This is a genomic window from Clostridium mobile (genome assembly GCF_018918285.1).
GTDB lineage: Bacteria > Bacillota > Clostridia > Clostridiales > Clostridiaceae > Clostridium_AW > Clostridium_AW mobile.
Genome location: NZ_JAHLQF010000001.1, coordinates 571533 through 592246, shown reverse-complemented (window position 1 = coordinate 592246; position 20714 = coordinate 571533). Strand labels below are relative to the sequence as shown.

General features: G+C 32.6%; 19 protein-coding genes. 16 read left to right on the top strand and 3 right to left on the bottom strand.

From position 1 onward, the window contains the following. Positions 1 to 338 precede the first annotated feature (338 nt). From KQI86_RS02970 to KQI86_RS02945, 6 genes are all read left to right on the top strand, one after another. On the top strand, positions 339 to 1034 hold the full coding sequence (locus KQI86_RS02970) for a response regulator transcription factor (protein WP_216437667.1): 696 nt from the start codon (positions 339 to 341) through the stop codon (positions 1032 to 1034). Beyond that, the gene (locus KQI86_RS02965; RefSeq protein WP_216437666.1) at positions 1027 to 2325 is read left to right on the top strand and encodes a sensor histidine kinase; all 1299 of its coding nucleotides are present in this window, start codon (positions 1027 to 1029) and stop codon (positions 2323 to 2325) included. Before KQI86_RS02970 ends, KQI86_RS02965 begins: the two co-directional genes overlap by 8 nt. Positions 2326 to 2505: 180 nt before the next feature. Further along, positions 2506 to 3930 carry an ABC transporter permease gene (locus KQI86_RS02960; protein WP_343216129.1) on the top strand — a complete coding sequence of 475 codons (1425 nt, stop codon included), beginning with the start codon at positions 2506 to 2508 and terminating at the stop codon, positions 3928 to 3930. Positions 3931 to 3939: 9 nt separating this feature from the next. After that, entirely contained in the window at positions 3940 to 4629 is a 690-nt protein-coding gene (locus KQI86_RS02955; protein ID WP_216438299.1) for an ABC transporter ATP-binding protein, read from the top strand. A gap of 2 nt (positions 4630 to 4631) precedes the next feature. Further along, positions 4632 to 5003, top strand: coding sequence for a hypothetical protein (locus KQI86_RS02950; protein ID WP_216437664.1), 372 nt, complete (start codon positions 4632 to 4634; stop codon positions 5001 to 5003). A 227-nt stretch (positions 5004 to 5230) separates the two neighbouring features. Next, positions 5231 to 6115: a DegV family protein gene (locus KQI86_RS02945; RefSeq protein WP_216437663.1), complete on the top strand. Its 885-nt coding sequence runs from the start codon at positions 5231 to 5233 to the stop codon at positions 6113 to 6115. A 150-nt stretch (positions 6116 to 6265) separates the two neighbouring features. On the opposite strand, the gene KQI86_RS02940 is transcribed toward KQI86_RS02945, so the two are convergent. The 3 genes from KQI86_RS02940 to KQI86_RS02930 form a co-directional block, all read right to left on the bottom strand. Next, positions 6266 to 7237 carry a carbonic anhydrase/acetyltransferase gene (locus tag KQI86_RS02940; RefSeq protein ID WP_216437662.1) on the bottom strand — a complete coding sequence of 324 codons (972 nt, stop codon included), beginning with the start codon at positions 7235 to 7237 and terminating at the stop codon, positions 6266 to 6268. Between the two features lie 212 nt (positions 7238 to 7449). After that, complete coding sequence (locus tag KQI86_RS02935) at positions 7450 to 9525, bottom strand: methyl-accepting chemotaxis protein (protein ID WP_216437661.1); 2076 nt, start codon at positions 9523 to 9525, stop codon at positions 7450 to 7452. Positions 9526 to 9783: 258 nt separating this feature from the next. Further along, positions 9784 to 10692 carry a DMT family transporter gene (locus KQI86_RS02930; RefSeq protein WP_216438297.1) on the bottom strand — a complete coding sequence of 303 codons (909 nt, stop codon included), beginning with the start codon at positions 10690 to 10692 and terminating at the stop codon, positions 9784 to 9786. Positions 10693 to 10850: 158 nt separating this feature from the next. On the opposite strand from KQI86_RS02930, the gene KQI86_RS02925 reads away from it, so the two are divergent. From KQI86_RS02925 to KQI86_RS02880, 10 genes are all read left to right on the top strand, one after another. Next, complete coding sequence (locus KQI86_RS02925) at positions 10851 to 12200, top strand: aminotransferase-like domain-containing protein (protein ID WP_216437660.1); 1350 nt, start codon at positions 10851 to 10853, stop codon at positions 12198 to 12200. A 13-nt stretch (positions 12201 to 12213) separates the two neighbouring features. Next, complete coding sequence (locus KQI86_RS02920) at positions 12214 to 13065, top strand: cell division protein (RefSeq protein WP_216437659.1); 852 nt, start codon at positions 12214 to 12216, stop codon at positions 13063 to 13065. A 123-nt stretch (positions 13066 to 13188) separates the two neighbouring features. Continuing rightward, positions 13189 to 14421, top strand: a complete 1233-nt coding sequence (locus KQI86_RS02915) for a type III PLP-dependent enzyme domain-containing protein (RefSeq protein WP_216437658.1) — start codon at positions 13189 to 13191, stop codon at positions 14419 to 14421. A gap of 196 nt (positions 14422 to 14617) precedes the next feature. Continuing rightward, positions 14618 to 15568 carry an N-acetylglucosamine kinase gene (locus KQI86_RS02910; RefSeq protein ID WP_216437657.1) on the top strand — a complete coding sequence of 317 codons (951 nt, stop codon included), beginning with the start codon at positions 14618 to 14620 and terminating at the stop codon, positions 15566 to 15568. 15 nt (positions 15569 to 15583) lie between these two features. Further along, the gene (locus KQI86_RS02905) at positions 15584 to 16435 is read left to right on the top strand and encodes a MurR/RpiR family transcriptional regulator (RefSeq protein WP_216437656.1); all 852 of its coding nucleotides are present in this window, start codon (positions 15584 to 15586) and stop codon (positions 16433 to 16435) included. Between the two features lie 15 nt (positions 16436 to 16450). After that, a complete protein-coding gene (gene murQ, locus KQI86_RS02900) occupies positions 16451 to 17374 on the top strand; it encodes an N-acetylmuramic acid 6-phosphate etherase (RefSeq protein WP_216437655.1) in 924 nt (307 codons plus the stop codon). Further along, complete coding sequence (locus tag KQI86_RS02895; RefSeq protein ID WP_246582632.1) at positions 17367 to 17678, top strand: PTS sugar transporter subunit IIB; 312 nt, start codon at positions 17367 to 17369, stop codon at positions 17676 to 17678. The genes murQ and KQI86_RS02895 overlap by 8 nt, the downstream gene beginning before the upstream one ends. Before the next feature lie 14 nt (positions 17679 to 17692). After that, positions 17693 to 18976, top strand: a complete 1284-nt coding sequence (locus KQI86_RS02890) for a PTS sugar transporter subunit IIC (RefSeq protein WP_216437654.1) — start codon at positions 17693 to 17695, stop codon at positions 18974 to 18976. Positions 18977 to 19044: 68 nt separating this feature from the next. Then, positions 19045 to 19365 carry a PTS lactose/cellobiose transporter subunit IIA gene (locus tag KQI86_RS02885; protein WP_281417148.1) on the top strand — a complete coding sequence of 107 codons (321 nt, stop codon included), beginning with the start codon at positions 19045 to 19047 and terminating at the stop codon, positions 19363 to 19365. A gap of 11 nt (positions 19366 to 19376) precedes the next feature. Then, the gene (locus tag KQI86_RS02880) at positions 19377 to 20708 is read left to right on the top strand and encodes a 6-phospho-beta-glucosidase (RefSeq protein WP_216437652.1); all 1332 of its coding nucleotides are present in this window, start codon (positions 19377 to 19379) and stop codon (positions 20706 to 20708) included. Positions 20709 to 20714 lie beyond the last annotated feature (6 nt).

The following is a 20714-nucleotide window of genomic DNA, read 5'->3' as shown; positions in this document are numbered from 1 at the left end:
CTTCTTTTGCGCCGTTTTAACTATTGTAAAAATATTTGTCTTAGAATAGAAGAACCACATTTGAAAAATTTATATGTGTACATTGTGAAAGTGCGCTTAGATGAAATATGTGGAATTACATTAAACACAATTGAATGCTTTTTAAAATAGTGATATAATTTTGTATCAAAAAATAAAAAAATTTAGTATTTGAAAAATTTTATATGATATAGCTATACAAAAGAATTTTTATTTAAGATTTATTTCATTTAAGATTCATTAAAGGTATGGCATTTATAATGGAGTGATAGTATAGACGTTTGAAAAAACTATAATAAAAAGGAGGAATAGGTAAGTGTATGAGAGTTTTAATGGTTGAAGATGAAAAATACATGGCAGAAGCCATAGAGCAAGTCCTAAAAAAAAATAATTACAGTGTCGATTTGGCTTTTGATGGTGAGTATGGCTTAGACTGTGGACTTTCTGGTATTTATGACATTATTATTCTCGACATTATGCTTCCTAAGATAGACGGTATAAGTGTACTGAAAGAATTGCGTAGAAATTATATTGAAACCCCAGTGATATTACTTACGGCAAAAGGCGAAACGGAAGATAAGGTAAAAGGTCTTGACAGCGGGGCTGATGACTATTTACCAAAGCCCTTTCACACAGATGAATTAATGGCTCGATTGCGTGCATTGGGGCGTAGAAAAAATGAATTGATAAACGATAACATTTTACAGTACGGAGATATTGAACTCAATCAGCTCACTTTAAATCTCAACTGTAGGAACAAAGAGTTTAAACTGACTTTAAAGGAATGCCAACTGTTAGAGATTTTAATCAAGCGAAAAGGTATGATTATTTCGAAAAATTTCATTATCGAAAAGCTTTGGGGCTACGAAACCGATGCAGAAGATAATCATGTTGAGGTATATATATCCTTTCTTCGCAAAAAATTAAACAGCATAAAATCTACAGTTAGCATTCAAACGGTGAGAGGTGCAGGCTATGTATTAAAAATGCCAAAGGATGGAGAATTCTATGTTTAAAAAATTACGCAACCGATTTCTCATACTGAATATGTCAATTATTTCTGTGGTGATGATTACCGCCTTTGCCGTTATTTATATTACAACATATAACAATGTACAAACAAAAAACCAAGATAAACTGGAATTGTTATCTTCAAAACCAAACTTAGGCCCCTTTGGCTTATCGAATAACACAAAAAAGGAGGAGATAGTCATTGGAATGGTTCCTTCGGACTCTTCACTTTCTTTCAATGTGTTTGTAAATTCAGATGGTAAGATTCTTAAAGTAATCTCCCATGTTGATATGCCAGAGGAAACATATTTTAAAGCCACGGAGCTTGCTCTAAATAGGAAAAAGAAAAATAGCGTCATATCACTTGAAGATAAGCGATGGCAATACAAAATTTTACCTGTCAATGGCACTATTGTTATTCGTGGAAGGCCAGAATCCAACATAATAAATTCCAGTGGAAACAATTATCAGATTACATTTTTAGATGTTACGGATTCCAACAAAACATTGAGGGAGCTTTTTACTACATTATTTTTTGTAGGGATTATTATGCTTTGCGTAATATTTGCAATTAGTCTTTTCTTTGCTAGTCGATCTATTGAGCCTATTGCGGAGGCTTGGGAGAAGCAAAAACAATTCATTGCTGATGCTTCCCATGAGCTAAAAACACCCCTTGCCATTATAAATGCCAATTCTGACGCCCTTCTTACAAATCAGGAAGAAACCATCAAAAGTCAGAAAAAATGGCTTGATTATATAAAAACCCAAACGGACAGAATGGGAAAGCTTGTGAACGATCTTCTATATTTGGCTAAGACAGAGGATACAAATAGTAAAATACTTCATGCACCTTTTGATATCAGCCAGGTGGTGAGTGACGTTGTATTATCAATGGAGGCTGTGATATTTGAAAAGGACATTACGCTTTTACAAGAGGTAGAAGCTAATATCATTATAAAAAGCGACAGTGAAAAAATTAAACAGGTGGTTACTATATTGCTGGACAATGCGATAAAGTATACGGATGAAAAAGGTTATATAGATATTACATTGAAAAAAACAAGGCATCAGCTTGTCTTTTCAATAAAAAACAGCGGCGAAAGCATACCAAAAGAAAATTTGCCAAAACTGTTTGATCGTTTTTACAGGGCTGATCCTGCAAGAACACAGGAGAACGGTGGCTATGGCTTGGGATTACCTATAGCTAAAGCTATTATAGATAGACTTCACGGGAAAATTTACGCCCACAGCCAGAAGAATGATGGTACAACATTTACTTTCACACTTGCATTATAATACAGATAATATAATTTGTTAGAATTGATAAAAACCCTTCGATAGTTATTTCACTATCGAAGGGTTTTTTATGTATTAAAATCACACTTCTCTTTAAGGTTCATTAAAGGTTGAGTAATTATAATTATAAATGTAGATCGGTTATTTGCAAATACAAGGAGTTAAAGGAGGAAAATCAGTATGTACATTTTTCAAAACGCACTAAAAAACATAGTGCGAAACCGTGGCAGAAATATTTTGATGGGTATTATTATTTTTGCCATCATCGTTACAACAGTGGTTGCATTGATTATTAACAATACTGCCAGTGGAATTATTGACGATTATAAGGCGCGTTTTGGTTCGGAGGTTACCATTACTCCTAATATGGAAAAGATGAGGGAGCAGGCGCAAACCCAGATGGAAGACGGCAAAACCGCTATTCAAATGAAGCGTCCACCTATATCACCAGAGCAATATCTTGACTTTGGAGATTCAGAATATATTTTAAACAGTACTTATACGGCGGCTGCCGGTGTTAAAAGCGAAAATATTACCCCTATAGATGAAGAGGCTGGGGCAAGCGGGACTACTATGATGAAACAGGGAGGAGTAGGTGACTTTCAACCGGAAATGCGCCTTTATGGAAACTTTTGGGATGATTTTAATAATGGAAATCGTGAAATTGCAGAGGGGAGGATGGTAGAAGATAAAGAGGAATGTATTATAAGCACCGACCTTGCCGAGCTTAATGATATTTCTGTGGGAGATAAAATTACTTTAGAGGGGATGCTTAGCGATGAAGAGGGGAATACCCAGGATACTACATATGAATTGACTGTTGTAGGTACTTTTTATGATACAACAGAAGAATATTCTAACTCAATGTTCAAAAATCCTTATATGAACAGACGTAATGAAATCTTAGCTGATTTTGATACGGTTTTAGCTCCAATGGAGTCAGGACAAAGAGGTATTGAGATTACCGCTACCTATTCTTTGAAAAACCCTGATATGCTTGCAGATTTTAGAGAGGAAGTATACGCAAAGGGGTTAAACGAAGTATATGATGTTACAACAGATGAAGCAAGCTACAATAAAATTGTGGGTCCTGTTGAAGGTTTAAAGAGCATTTCTCTTACCTTTATGATTATTGTTTTGGTTCTTGGTGGTATCATTCTTGCACTTCTTTCTTCAATTTCCATTCGTGAAAGGAAATATGAGATTGGAGTTCTAAGAGCTATGGGTATGAAAAAAGGAAAAGTAGCTTTGGGACTTTGGGCGGAAATGCTTATTATCACCTGTCTTTGCTTAGTAGTAGGAATAGGCTCAGGCACACTTGTAGCACAACCTGTAGCCAATGTCCTTCTTAATGATCAAATTGTGGCGGCAGAGGAAGCAGAAGCCAATGCAAACACAGGAGGACCTAAAATGGTCATAGTAGGTGGAAAACCGGCAGGAACTACAAATGTGAAGCCACTTGATAATATAGAGGTTTCTCTTGGAATTGATACAATAGGGCAAATTATCACCATTTCATTACTTCTTGCTTCCGTATCAGGTATTGTTTCCATCGGTAAAATTACAAAATACGAACCTATCAAAATACTCATGGAAAGGAATTAGGTGAAAAATATGAGCGTATTGACATTGAAAAATGTAACCTATAAATATGAAGGTGCAAAAAAGACGGTCTTAAAGGGTTTAAGCGCTGAATTTGAAGCAGGAAAAGTTTATACTATTGTAGGAAGATCTGGATCAGGTAAATCCACTATGTTATCTCTTATATCAGGACTTGACGTCTGCACTGACGGCGAGATACTGCATGGTCAAAATGATCTCAAAACCCTTGATCGCGACAAATACAGGGCAAAGGATATCGGTGTAGTGTTCCAAAGTTTCAACCTTTTAACAAATGCAACTGCCGTAGAGAATATTGTCTTATCCATGAATATCAGTGGAAGTACGGAAAAGGATAAAGAGACCTTTGCCTATGAGCTTTTAGAAAAGGTGGGAATTGACAGGGATACTGCAGACCGAAAAATATTGCAACTTTCAGGAGGAGAACAGCAGCGTGTGGGGATAGCAAGAGCTTTGTCTCATAACCCTGATATTATTATTGCTGACGAACCCACTGGTAACTTGGATAAGGATACCGAAATAGAAATCCTTAAAATTTTTACATCCCTTGCTCATAAGACAAATAAATGTGTTATCATCGTTACCCACTCCAAAAAGGTCACTTCCGTCGCCGATGTGGTTTTGGGTATCAGCGAGGGTAAGTTGATACAGGTTAAGAGTAATATAGAAAGGCAGGGAAATTAAGGTTGAAGAAAAAAATTCATATTTTCAGTATTATTTTATATACACTTGCGGGTTTGCTTGCGGTGTATTCCATTTGGGCAATCATAAATTGCTATGAATATATTTCTCAAATGATGGCAGCACAGCAGCTGACATTTGCCGGAAATGAATATGATGTTGTAAATTTCTATATGTCCAATTGCTCTCAGTATGTATTGTTTGCCATTATACTATTTACATTAGGGTGGATAATACAAAAAAATCTATTCTATTTTGAAAGAGAGCAGCAGACGGATAATCAAATACCTTCATCTGTTCATATGTTGGAAGAGGGGGCAAATGAGGAAAGTTTTGAGGAAGGTTTTGAAGAGTGGTTTAAGAATAATCACCAATAATAAAAATAATTATCAAGAGCGGCTTTGTTTTTAAAAGCCGCCTTTTTAAATAAAAGCCTCGGATTGTCCGAGGGTCTCAATTAAAGGCTAACTTAGGTCTTAATCCTTTTTAGCTATTTATTGGATTTCAAGTGTGCGTAATTTCTAAATAATTGGCAATAATCATATTATATAATAGAATTTTGAGTAATATAAATAAATTAACAGAGTGTAAGGGAGGATTGAATATGCTTAATTATGTTCTAACTTGTTGTTCAACAGCAGATATGCCCTATGACTATTTTAGTAAAAAGGATATTCCATTTGTTTCCTTCCATTATATTTTAGATGGAAAAGAATATCCAGATGACCTGGGGCAAACCATGTCTTTTGAAGAATTTTATAGTAGAATTGCAGCAGGAGCAATGCCTACAACTTCGCAGGTGAATGTGGGACAGTATATAGATTTTTTTGAACCATTTTTAAAAGAGAAAAAAGATATTCTCCATATTTCTTTTTCTTCTGGTTTATCAGGATCTTATAATTCTGCCACTATTGCAAGAGAGGAACTTTTATCAAAGTACCCAGATAGAAAAATCTTCATAGTAGATTCCTTAGGAGCATCTTTAGGCTATGGATTACTTGTAGATATGGCAGCGGATATGCGAGATAACGGAGCTAACATCGAAGAGGTATATACTTTCATAGAGGAGAAGAAACTTAATATACATCATTGGTTTTTCTCTACGGATCTTACCCACTATAAACGAGGTGGACGTATTTCAGCTACATCTGCCACTGTGGGAAGTCTCCTTAATATTTGTCCGTTATTAAATGTTAATCATGAGGGAAAGCTTACTCCATGTAAAAAGATTCGCGGTAAAAAACGTGTAATGGAGGAGATTGTACATATGATGGAGTCTCATGGGGAGGCTGGTGTAAATTATTCTGGGAAATGCTTTATATCTAATTCAGCATGTTATGAGGATGCGCGTAAGGTAGCGGATTTAATCGAGAAAAAATTTACTTTACTAAATGGACCTGTGATGATAAATAGTATTGGTACTGTAATTGGCTCCCATACGGGACCTGGAACGGTAGCACTTTTCTTTTTGGGGGATAAGAGAGAATAAAATATAAAATAGGATTGTAACTTATCTAGCTACAATCCCCAATATAAATGCATAGTTTTACACAAAATTATTTACATGTTCATATTACTGCTTTAAAATAAACTATATAGTGCAGAAATATTATGTACCAATGATAAAATGCTGTATATATTATAATGCCCAGGCAGGTTTTTTTTGTATTTCTGTATTTTCGCCCACAATCTTAGCAGGGAAGCCTTCTACGATTTGGTTATCCTCAAAAACACTTCTTTGTTTAACTAAGCTGCCGGATTTAACCAAAGTATTTTTGCCTAATTTGCTGTAATCGCAAACTATTGAACCGGATTCTATTATGGTGTTTGAGCCAATATTTGTGCCATGAATTATACAGCCAGGACCGATAATTACATTGTCATCAATAACAAGTTCATTGTCAGGCAATAAATGTAACACGGAGTTTTCTAGTATTTGAACGTTGTTACCGATTTTTACAGGACCGTGTGAATTTCCTACTATTCTTACACCTGAACCGATTACTGAATTGTTTCCTACTGTAACATCACCTGTAATTTCAGCTGAATCGTATATAAAAGCAGATTCAGCAACCACAGGATATTTAACACCATACTCATATAAATTTCCCATTTTTTCACCTTCCTTTGCTTCATTATCGATTATATTTTCTACATATGAGCTCAATGAAATATCGTTGCCTCTCATTCTTGATATCATATTTTTATCTTCTGTGGTCAGCTTTCTTATTATTCTGCCAGGTCTCCCCACAACCACAGATCCATCAGGAATAACGCGCCCTTCAGGAATTATTGTTCCTTCCCCGAATATGCACATATTGCCTATTTTTGAGCTTGGAAGAAAAATAACACCATTTCCTATTTCGCATAAATCACCTATTTCTGCTCCAATGGCAATACATTTGTGACCAAAAATAGTTTTACTACCAACTTTTAATGAGTGTTCAGGCGTTCCAATAAGGACAGAATTTTCAAGAACCCAAGATGAATTTCCAATAGTTATGGAGTCATCAATTGAACGAAGAACTGAACCTTGTGCAATATAAACATTGTTTCCAAGTCTTAATTTGCCTATTAACCTTACGGAATTATCAATTCTTAAATTTGACATAACACACCTCCATATCTTAATTTATTACAATCATTTTTTATTAATGAATGTTAAACCAATTGTACATGCTTTTACTAAATATTGTTTTTTATATTATTATAATATTAGGAGGAAACTTATAAAATAAGGAGATTTACACAAATTTATTTACAGACTCTAATTTTAATATGGTGCTAGTATTATTATATATACTAGCACCATATATTGCATTATTATTTAACTTTAAACTTTTCTATGGCTTCATTCATATTTTCTGCAAGGGATTTTATATTTTCAACATTATTTATAAGCTCTTCCATGGATGCATTTTGCTGTTGAGTTGCAGAAGATACTTCTTCAGCACTAGCAGCTGTTTCTTCAGCTCCAGCAGAGATATTGGTAATTATATTTAATACATCATTCTTTTTTAAATTAATATCATCATTGTATTTCCTTATTTCTGATACACTGTCCGCTAATTGTTTAACTGACTTAGATATGTTTTCAAAAGCTTCTCTAGTATCACTTACATAAACATTATTTTCATATGTGATCTTTTTAGACTTATCTACACCTTCAACTGCACTTTCTAATTGGTTTTGAATTTTCTCGATAAGATCCTTTATAGATTTACTATACTCAGAAGATTGTTCTGCAAGCTTTCTTACTTCGTCAGCTACTACAGCAAATCCCTTACCATGTTCACCAGCTCTTGCTGCTTCTATGGCTGCATTTAAAGCAAGTAAGTTAGTTTGCTCTGCTATTTGCTCAATGGTAGCAGTTATTGTACCTATCTCTCTAGACATATCTCCCATATCATCAATTACATTATTAACATTTTCAACGGAATGTTGAACCTCATTTGATTTATCTATTAATAAAGATACTATATTTAATCCTTTATTACTTAATTCATCTGTTTTAATTGTAAGTTCATTCATGGTTGAATTTTTTTCGTTAACAATATCTAAATTATTAGTTAATTCATTAAGTTTTACTGTACCTATTTCTAAATCTTTTGCTTCATTATTAGCACCATATGCCACTTGCTCAATGGAAAGAGCTATATCGTTAGTAGCGGATTTAGTTTGTTCAGAGGCTAAAACTAAATCTCCATAGGAACTATTTAATATTTTTACCGAGTTTCTTATATTGCCTATTAGAGAATTTAAAGTATTTTGCATTAAATCTATTGAAATAGCGAGATTTTTAAATTCGTCATTTCTATTTAAAAGTTCTTTTGGAATTTCTTTTGTAAAATCTCCTTCTTTAATATTATTTAAACACTGCTCAATTATTTTTATAGGTTTTGAAACTGTTTTTGAAAAGCCGAAAGAAAATATCACTGTGCAAACAGCAAATATTCCTAATAAAATCAATAGCACGGTTTCTAATTCTTTTATGCTATTTAAAAATTCGCTTTTATGTATAATAGATATATATTTCCATCCTAAATTTGGAGATGTATAAATATTTACAAGATGTTGTCCACCATCTATTGTAGTCTCAAAGCTTCCATCGGTAGTAGCCATCTTATCTGTTAAACTAGGAATATCTAAAGTAGATACATTTTTAAAGTCTACGTCATCTCTCTTTGGATGGGCTAGTATATTACCATCTTTATCTGTGAGAATTACATATCCTTCGTTTCCTATTTTTATATTTTTAACCATTTCCGTTAATTCTTTTATACTCACATCAAGTCCCTGTACACCAATAACTTCGCCATTTGCTCCTCTGATTGCTGTACTTGTACTAACAACAACAGATTTATCTACAGGAACATAGTAAGGATCGGTTCTTGCTGTGGTCCAATTATTTTCTTTAACTAATTCATAGAAAGGTCTTTGGCGTGGGTCATACTTTGCTGGAATTTTCCCTTCCGGCCATTGAACTAATCCACCTTCTTTTGTTGCCATATAAACATAAGCTGATTTTTTGTGGGATTTAGAAAACTCTAAATATTCTTCATATATTTTCTGTTCTATTCCTCCATTTTTTGAAGGAGTCATTTGCATATCTTGATTTATATTTAAATAAGAAGTTATGCTTTTATCACTTTTTTTTACATATTCATTATTTGCCAGCATCTCACAATTTTCTTTTACAGTATCAAAAAATATGTTCATTGCATTATCAATCTGTGTAACTTCTCTAGTACTAGATTCAATGAAATTGTTTTTAAACTCTTTTTCAACAACAGCTTTAGCATAAATACCCAAACAAATTATTGGTATTAAAGTGATGGCTAAAATTGAAATTATTAATTTATTGCTAAAGCTTGTTAATGATAATTTCTTTTTTTTCATTTGTAATCACTCCAATATCTTTAGTTATCCATACTATTATCGTACATATTTAGTAAAGTTTATATCTTAAGATAGACTTATTTTAATATTATAAAGATTTAGTATAATAAAATATTGCTTGACTCTACTATGTGCTTGGACATATTTTGAATGTAGCTGTTCTATCATTGCGACCAATGGTACTGATGTGTATCTTAAGTTTTCTGCTTGCAGTTCATAGCTTAAAAAAGGAGAGTGAGTAAAAAGAATTTTATAAGTCTAAGATATCTTATCCAAAAAATTTGTCCCAATTACTCCAAGAATAATCATCACTGCTCCAATAATATGAAAGTATTGAAGCTTTTCTCCTAGGAATATTATTCCTGCAATCATAGTTATCAAGGTGGAAAGATTATTAAATACACTCATCTTAGAAGCCTCCATTTTAGATAAGGCATAGTTCACTAGGAATGATGTGATAAGTGAAGATAATATTCCTAAATAAACTATTGAAACTACAAATAATGGATTGGTAAAAGGCTTAAAGTAAAGATTAAGAGTTCCCTTTAAGCTATGGTTAATAATAGACATAATATTAAAAAATACAAAGCCTATAGCAGTTACGGTATAAGTTAGGCATATAGGTTTATATTGTCCTGACATTTTTCTTGCTAGTACGTTATTGCCAGCAGAGGAAAGTGAGGATAAAAGAATAAGCACTATACCTATAAAAATGTTGCTTTTTAAATTTATAGCCTTCATAAAAAATATATACACTACCCCTGCTACAGATAACAGTATTGATATTTTCTGTAATATGCTAGGACGCTCCTTTAAGAAGATTGTTGAAAATATCATTGTAAAAATAGGAATAGTTGCTTGAATGATTCCTGCTTCAGAAGAGGAAATATAAACTAGTCCAAATATCTGAAACCCAAAGGACATGATTGGGTAAAATAGTGAAAGAGGCAGAATACGAAGGATATCTTTTTTAGTTATATCTAATTTTATCCATCCTAATAAAACAGGTATGAAAGCGAATATGAAAGATACTGTGAAACGGTGAGCTAGTGTGTCAAGAGGGTTTGCTAAGTTTAGAGTTAATTTGGAAAATAAAAATGAGAAGCCTGTTATAAGAGCGTATAGGATAGCGGCAACATAGGCCTTTTTTTTATGTGAAAATTTCATTTTATACATTTTATAAATTCCTCCTAAAGTTATAGGTGCCTATAAGTTTTAAATTTGCCTTAAGGTATACTTTATATGTTAGTAGATTAATAACTATGGTACAATATGAATAAAAGCTATCTATACCGGTACAGATTTTAATGTAGAGGTGGAAATGTATGTATAAATATTTAGAAATATTAAGCCACATGGAGAGCTTAATTGAAGATGGAGAGTATAAAGAGGGAGATAAATTACCTTCTATTCGTGATTTTACTGAGAGATATGGTTGTAATAAAAGCACTATCATAAGAGCTTTAGAGGAGTTAGAGAGACAGCATAGGGTCTATTCCATACCTAAAAGTGGATATTATATTGTGAAGAGAAAAAATACTGTTAATAGTAATAAAGGCTTATTATTGGATTTTGCATCTTCTGCTGCAGATCCACAGGTTTTTCCCTATTTAGATTTTCAGCATTGCATTAATCAAGCCATTGATATATATAAAAATGAGTTATTTATATATGGAACTTCTAAAGGATTAACTTCTTTAATTAATATAATGCAAAAGCATTTAGCCAATTATCAGGTTTTTGCTAATAAAGATAATATTTTTATTACTTCTGGAGTTCAACAAGCCTTGGCCATATTAACTACATTAACTTTTCCAAATAGAAAAGAGACTATTTTAATAGAGCAGCCTAGCTATCATTTATTTATAGATTATTTAGAAACTCACAATATTCCTGTACTAGGCATTAAAAGAACCAGTAAAGGCATTGATTTAAATGAACTTGAGAGACTATTTAAAACAGAAAATATTAAATTTTTCTATACCATGCCTAGATTTCATAATCCTTTAGGTACTTCTTATTCTCAAAGGGAAAAGATGGCTATTGTAAAGCTAGCACAAAAATATGATGTATTTATTGTGGAAGATGACTATTTAGCTGACTTAGAAGAGGATTCAAAGGCTGATCCCTTATATGCCTATGGTGACTTTTCTCATGTTATTTATTTAAAGAGCTATTCAAAAATTATATTTCCTGGCTTGCGCATAGGAGTTGCGGTTATTCCTAATGCAATTCTAGAGAATTTTGGTAAATATAAAAGACTCATAGATGTAGATAGTTCTATGCTTTCTCAAGCAGCATTAGAAATTTATATTAAAAGTGGTATGTTTGAACGTCATAAACAAAAAATTAAAGCTTCTTATTCTTCAAGAAGTAAATGCTTAACTTCAGTCTTAGAAAAACAATATGAAGTTTATAGTGATGTTTTTAAATATGAACCTATTAAAAATTCATGTATTCACACATATATAACCTTTGATGAGAAAATAAATAGAGAAAAGCTTATACATAGATTGAAAAAGAAATCTATTAGAGTAGCTACAGAAGAAGGAAATTATTTAAGCACATTTCCAAGTGAAAGGATACTTAAATTAAATGCCACAAATGTAAGAGAGGACTATATTGAGAAGGGGATTCTTGATATAATTCAGGAGCTCAAAAATATGGAGATTTAAGAAGGAGTTAAAAATGTCAAAAATATTATTATCAAAATTTGCACCTATGATTATTGCATTTCCATCAGTTATAATTGGAGCCATAGCAATGTTTATTAATAAAGTCCCAATTGCTATTTGGGGACAAAATATTATTTGTTCAATGATAGCAGGACTAATTTCATATATTGTTTTATCAAAAAAATCTAAATGTAAAAAAATAAGAACCAATGGTATTATTATTCTAATATCGGTGATGTCTTTATTACTAACTTTTATTGACTTAGGATTATTAGGAGTTCATAGATGGATATCTATTGGCCCAGTTAAGTTTTACGTTGCAAGTATAATTATGCCTATTATAATTATAGAGTTATGGAGTTTATTGCAATTTAAAAAATGGTGGATATCAGCATTTATAACTATATTCATATCAATATTACTTACTTTACAACCAGATGCTTCACAATTAACTGCATTTATTATTTCGATGGTTATACTCTTATGGAGCAAGGCTAATAATAAGATTTTACGTTTTAGTATTATAGGGGTACTTTTAATATTTATTTCTATCTCTTGGATTTATTTAGATAGTTTACCGCCTGTGCCATACGTTGAAGAAATAATTAGCTTGGTGGCGAGCATGGGGATAATATGGTTTATATTAGGAGTAATTTCTCTTATGATACTAGTAATCCCATTTATATTTTTTCCACCAAGAAATTTTAGATTATTATCCATATGTATTGGAATATATTTTATAGTTATTTTAATTTCTACACTATTTGGTAATTTTCCAGTTCCATTGATGGGATACGGAATTTCCCCTATAATTGGTTATTTTATATCTATAACTTGGTTAGTGAAGATCAGAAATAATTCCTAAATTAAATGCACAATAAAAAACGGTGTCTGCCTAGAATTTAATTTCATGGTATAATATGGATAAACTAAAAATGCATGGTGATTTATGCAACAGGTAATATTAAAACATAGGGGGAATTGTTTTATGGAGAGTAATTTAAGTGTTATTGAAAAATTAATGAGGGAATATGACAGACCTTTTTATGTATACGAGGAAAGTATTATTTCCAATAAAGTTGAAATTCTTTTAGAAAAATTTCCACAGTTTGAGTTTTTATATTCGATAAAGACTAACCCATACAACCCTATAGTAAATTTCATTCTATCAAAGGGATTTGGTGCGGATGCAGCTTCTGCAGAGGAAGTAACTATAGCGGAGAAAGCTGGTTTATCCCATGAAAAAATATTATACTCATCTCCAGGAAAAACACGAAAAGATATTGAAAGAACTTTGGATAAGTCAATTATAATAGCAGATAGTTATAACGAATTAATTTTAATTAATCAGGTTGCAAAAGAGAAAAAATTACATGTTAAGGTAGGAGTAAGAATAAATCCTGACTATACTATGGATGGTGGAAATGGAGTAAGCAGTAAGTTTGGTATTGATGAAGAAACGCTTATTGAGCAGAAAGATCTTTTCGATAGTTTAACTAATATACAAATTATTGGTATTCACGTACATCTGCGCTCTCAGGTTCTTGATTACAATATACTTTATAGATATTATGATAAAATCTTTGAATTATCTTTATTTTGCCAAGAAACTATGGGTTGGGAACTAGAATTTATTAATTTTGGGGGAGGTCTAGGTATAGTATATTCATCATTAGAGGACAGTCCTCTTGATATTGAGTTACTTAGTGATGAATGTAAAAAATTATTTGAAAAATTTAAGCATAAAATTAATGCAAGACTTATTATAGAAACGGGTAGGTTTGTAGTGTGTGAAGCAGGTAAATATGTTACTCATATTGTAGATATAAAAGAATCTAGAGGAAAAAAGTACTTAGTAGTGGAAAATGGACTTAATGGTTTTCTAAGGCCTTCTATTGTAGAACTTTTAACTGCTTATACACCTGAAGGAAGTAAACTACAGGGGTGTGAACCATTATTTACAGCTAAAGATGCCTTTGAATTTACTATTGCTAAAAGAGAAAAATCCTTTCTTGAAAAGGTAAGTATTGTGGGGAATCTGTGTACATCGGCAGATATAATGGTGAAAGATATAATGCTGCCAAAGGCTGATATTGGAGATATATTAGTAATATCAAAAGCTGGAAGCTACTCTTATTCACTGACACCGGTATTATTTGCAAGCCATCCTTTGCCATTGCAGTTTTATGTAAAGTCAAATGAGGAAATATGTACAGAATAATAAATTAATCAACTGAGCCGCGCCAATTCGTGCGGCTTTTTTTAGTTTTAAGACTAAATAGATTTGTTTTTGTAGTTTTTTGAATCATGAAAAAAATTTACAAATATTCCAAAATAATTGAAAAAAATTTTAATTATGATATACTTAAATTAATTAGAAAATTATACCAAATAATATTGAATTAGGAGCGTTAGCTATGGGATTTGTTATTGGTATAGATGGTGGCGGTACTAAAAGCATTGGCTATATTGCTGATGACAATGGAAAAATATTAGGAAAATCTAAAAGCGGATCATTAAATTTTCATTCCCAAGGAGAAAAAAGTGTTAAAGAGCATCTTCATGAACTTATAAGCAGCTTAACATACATGGTTGGATGCAGCATGAAAGATGTAGAGTTAATTTCTATGGGCATAGCTGGAATAGGAAGAAACAAGGATCGAAATACATTTTTATCTATCATATCTTCATTAAATATTGAATCTAATTTATTTTTAACCACAGATATACACATTGCACTGGTAGGTGCTCATGGTAAAGAGAAAGGAATATTTACTTTAAGTGGAACAGGGTCCATATCTTTTGCTATTGATAGCTATGGAAGACAATATCGCGTAGGCGGATGGGGACATATTATTGGAGATGAAGGCAGCGGATATGACATTGCTAGAAGAGGGTTAGCCTTAGTAGCTAAAACTGCTGATGGAATAGGTAAAAATCTTTCACTAATGGACAGGGTTTTTCAGCATTATGGTGTTAAAGATACTGATGATTTTATAAGATATATTTACAATCCATTAAGGACTAAAGCAGATATAGCAAAGATTTCAGAGGATGTATATCATTGTGCTCTCAAGGGAGATAATGAATGCCTAGAAATTTTAGAGAAGGCTTCGAAAGATTTGGTAGATTTAACTATAGGGCTTATAAGTAAGATTCCTTTAGAGAATGAGTATATAGTAAGTGTAGGTGGAGGGGTTTTTGACAATATGGATCTAGTATATAAATATTTTACCAATGCTTTAAATAAGTACAAGTATAATATTACTGTTAAAAGTCCAATGTATTCTCCCGTTATTGGAGCTTTAATATTAGCATTTAATAATTTAAATAAAAAAATTGATAATGAAATTTGGGAAAATTATTAGAAAAAGGGTGAAAAGATGAGAGGAACATTAGTTAAAATTAAGCAAGGTTTTGATACTTTTAAACCTTCAGAAAAAAAAATTGCACAGTATATATTAGAACATCCAGAGGAACTAAAAAATTTATCCATAACGGAATTATCAGATAAAAGCAATACGAGTGAAGCTAGTATTGTAAGATTTTGCAAGAGTTTGGGATTAAAGGGATATCAAGAGCTGAAAATAGATGTTTCATTAGAGATATCTCAAAGGAGAACACCTCCAAAAGTTTTCTTTGAACAAATTGATACTGATGATAGTGCCAATGACATTATTATGAAAGTAGCATCAGGAAATATCCAAGCATTAAAGGATACTACAAAGATACTATCGCCTGATGAACTTGAAAGAGCCATTGAAGCTATTTATAAAGCTAAAAGTATAAATGTCTTTGGAGTAGGTGCATCCTCTATTGTTGCATTAGATCTACAATATAAATTTATGAGGATTAATATTCCCACATATATGTTTTTTGATACTCATATGCAATTAACCTCAGCAGTAAATCTTTCTAAGGAAGATGTAGCTATAGGAATTTCTTATTCTGGTAGCACAAAAGAGGTGGTAGATGCACTGAGAATAGCTAAGGAGAAAGGAGCTACAACTATATGCATAACTAAATATGGAGATTCTCCAATTGTTAGTACATCAGACATAAAGCTATTCATTGCTGCTGTAGAAAATAATTTTAGAAGTGCAGCTATGGCATCTAGAATTGCTCAGTTAAATATAGTTGATAGTTTATTTGTTGGTGTAGCATGCAAACTATATGATGAAGTAATTGATTATCTATATAAAACTAGAGAAGTTGTAAAAGATAAGAAGTACTAAGAGAGGGAGTGCATAATGAATAGTGAGTTAGAAAGTTTAACCACAGAAAAGGTCAACTGCAATACTGTAGATATTGATGAAAAGTCTACTTATGATATTTTGAAAATTATAAATGAAGAAGATAAAAAGGTAGCCTTAGCAGTAGAAGAGGAATTACCTAATATTGCCAAAGCAGTAGAAAAAATTGTTGAAGCCTTTAATAATAATGGCAGACTAATTTATTTAGGGGCTGGTACTAGCGGACGATTGGGAATATTAGATGCAACTGAATGTCCACCTACTTTTGGAACATCGAGAGAAATGGTAGTTGGACTTATTGCAGGAGGAGAAAGAGCTTTATTAGAAGCTGTTGAGGGTGCAGAAGATTGTGAAAAAGAAGGAATTAAGGATTTAAAAAATATTAATCTAAATTCTAAAGATGTAGTGGTTGGCATTGCAGCTAGTGGAAGAACTCCTTATGTTATAAGTGGATTAAAATATGCAAAGTCAATAGGAGCCACTACAGTATCAATTTGTTGTAACGAAGAAGCACCTATTATAAAAATTGTAGATGTTGCTATAACCCCCATAGTTGGAGCAGAAGTAATTGCAGGGTCTACAAGATTAAAATCAGGTACGGCACAAAAGCTTGTAGTTAATATGTTGACTACTGCCTCCATGATTGGAATTGGTAAGGTATATAAAAATCTAATGGTGGATGTACAGACAACTAACAAAAAATTAGTTCATCGTGCTAATAAAATTGTTATGATGGCAACTGGTGAAGATGAAAGGATTGTAGCGAAGGTTTTGAAAGAAGCTGATTTTCAACCTAAAGTAGCAATTGTAATGATAAAAACTCATTGCAATAAAGAAGAAGCCATAAAGAGATTAAAAGAAGCCAAGGGCTTTATAAAAAAAGCTTTAGAATATTATGAAGGGAATGATCATCATGATTAATGTGCTTTTAGTTTGTTCTGGTGGAATGTCTAGCTCTATAGTTGTTAAATCTATTAAAAATGAGGCTGACAAGCAAGGCATACCAATGAATGTAAAAGCAGTGGGAACGGGAGAATTTGAAGATGAATTAAAGGGAGGAGAGTGGACCATTGCCTTAGTAGCTCCGCAGGTAAGGCATAGATATGCGGGATTTGAAGCAGTTGCTAAAGAAGTTAATATACCAATAGCTTTAATCACTCCTCAAGGATATGGCCCATTAGGAGGTCCTAAGGTAATTCAACAAATTAAAGAATTAATAAAGTAATAGGAGGAATTTTAGTGAGCAAGTTTTTCGAAATTATTGAAAAATTTCTAATGCCACCAATGACAAAATTGGCAGAGCAAAGGCATCTAAAAGCTATTAGAGATGGTATTATTTCTACGATTCCGTTAATTATTGTAGGAAGCTTTTTCTTAATATTTGCATCTCCACCATCAGCGAAATTGGCAGAATTAGTGAAACCCTATGCTGGCAATATTTTAATTCCTTTTAGATTAACTGTTGGACTTATGTCTTTATATGCTTGTTATGGTATAGGTTATAGCTTAGCTAAATCCTATAAACTGGATGGAATATCTGGAGGGGTACTTTCATTAGCGGCTTTTTTGATAACTATGGTTCCACAAAACATTGAAGGACATGGCTGGATGCTTCCAATGGGCAATGCTGGTGGAGCAGGCATGTTCGTTGCAATAATTATGTCTATATTTGCAGTTGAAGTAATGAGATTTTTACACAGAATAAACTTTGTTATTAAAATGCCAGAAAGCGTACCGGAAGCAGTATCAAGATCCTTTGAAGCTTTAGTTCCTGGAGCAATTATTCTTATTGTTATTTGGGCAATAAGACATATGATAGGATTTGATATTCAAGGATTTATTATGGATTTATTTAAGCCACTTGTAACAGCGGGAAATACTTTACCAGGAATACTAATTCCAATTCTTTTAATTACTCTTTTATGGTCTGCTGGTATTCACGGTGTATCTGTAGTAGGCTCAGTGGCAAGACCAATTTGGTTAGTATTATTAGATGAAAATACCGCAGCTGCAGCAGCAAATCAAGCTATTCCTAACATTGCTCCAGAGCCTTTCTTTCAATGGTTTATTTGGATAGGTGGATCAGGTGCTACTTTAGGATTATTAATTTGGATGGTATTCTCTAAATCTAAATATTTAAGAAGCGTTGGAAGAGCTTCATTAATTCCAGGTATTTGTAATATTAACGAACCTATAATTTTTGGTGCACCAATTATGTTAAACCCAATTTTAGGCATTCCCTTTATCATTGGGCCATTAATTACAGGAACTATTAGCTACTATGCTATGGCGTTAAATTTGGTTAATAAACCATATATTCAACCGCCATGGACATTACCAGCTCCAATAGGTGCGTACCTTTCCACAGGTGGGGACTGGAGAGCAGCTGTGCTAGTAGTTATAAATATAATTATCATGGCGGCAATCTATTATCCATTCTTTAAGGCATATGAAAAGAAGATGATTCGTGAAGAAACAATAGATGGAATAGCAAGTGAACAAGCTAATTTAAGTTTAGACTAATAAAAACACCAATAAGAAGCACCAGTAACACTGGTGCTTCATTGATAGTATGATGAGGGGGTATGGAAATGACAATCGAAGAGTTAATATTTGAAATAATTTTACATGGAGGAAATGCAAGAGGGGAAGCATATGACGCTTTAAAGGCTGCACAAAACGGTGATTTTGAAAAATCAAAAGAACATTTAGGGGCGGCAGAGGAGGAAATAAAAATTGCTCATAAAACACAGACAGCCATGATACAAAGCGAAATTAACGGTGAAAAAGTGGAAATGTCTTTGCTTATGGTTCACGCCCAAGACCATTTGATGACAGCGTTAGCAGAAAAGAGCTTAATAGAGAATATGATAGGTTTATATAAGCGTATTAATGAGTTGGAAAACAAATAAGGAGGGTGGAAATGAAAAAATTAAAAATAGCTATTATTGGCGGTGGAAGTAGTTATACTCCTGAAATTATTGAAGGATTCATTAAACGGTATCAAGAACTTCCTGTAAGAGAGATTCATTTAGTAGATATTCCTGAAGGTATGTGGAAGTTAGAAATTGTGGGAGCGCTAGCTCAAAGAATGGTAAAGAAAGCCGGAGTGGATATGAAAGTTATCCTCACTACAGATAGAAGAGCAGCTATAAAAGATGCAGACTTTGTTACCACTCAATTCAGATTAGGAGGTCTTCAAGCTAGAGCCAGAGATGAGAGAATTCCTTTAAAATATAATGTACTAGGACAAGAAACTACAGGTCCTGGTGGTTTTGCAAAGGCTATGAGAACAATTCCTGTTATATTAGATATATGTAAAGATATTGAGGAATTAGCACCAAATGCATGGCTAATAAACTTTACCAATCCTGCAGGGTTAATTACAGAAGTAGTTGAAAAATTTACCCCTGTAAAAGTTATTGGTTTATGCAATGTACCTATTGGAATGGTTAAAATGGTTTCTAATATTTTGGAAGTAGATAGCAGTCGTGTAAAAATTGATTTTGTTGGATTAAACCATTTAGTATGGGGGCAAAGAGTATATTTAGATGAAGAAGATATTACCCGAGAAATACTTAATAAGCTCAGTGATGGTGCAGCTCTTACCATGAAAAATATTCCTGATTTAAAATGGGATAAAGAATTTTTAAATTCTTTGGATATGTTGCCTTGCCCATACCATAGATATTATTACATGACAGATCAAATAGTAGAAGAGGAGAAAAAGTCTATAGAAAAAGATGGGAAAGGAACAAGGGCGGAGCAGGTACAAAAAGTTGAAAGGGAGTTATTTGAGTTATATAAAGATGTGAATCTTCAAGAAAAACCAAAAGAGCTTGAAAAACGTGGAGGAGCCTATTATTCAGAAGCAGCTGTATCTTTAATTAGTGCTATATATAATGATAAAAAGGAGCTGCATGTGGTAAATGTAAAAAACAATGGAACAATAGAAGGTTTGCCAAAAAATACAGTAATAGAAGTTGTTTGTGTGGTAGATAAAATAGGGGCTCATCCAATTCAAGTTGGAAAATTGTCCCCTAAAATTTATGGTTTAATTAATGCTGTAAAAGCTTATGAGGAATTGGCAGCTGAAGCTGGAGTAAAAGGAGATTATAACTTAGCATTGCAAGCTTTAGCAGTACATCCTCTTGTACCTTCAGTTACAGTGGCTAAAAAATTATTAAATGATATACTTATTGATAATAGTGAATATCTACCACAATTTAAAAGTAAAATTGAAGAATTAGTATAGGTATAA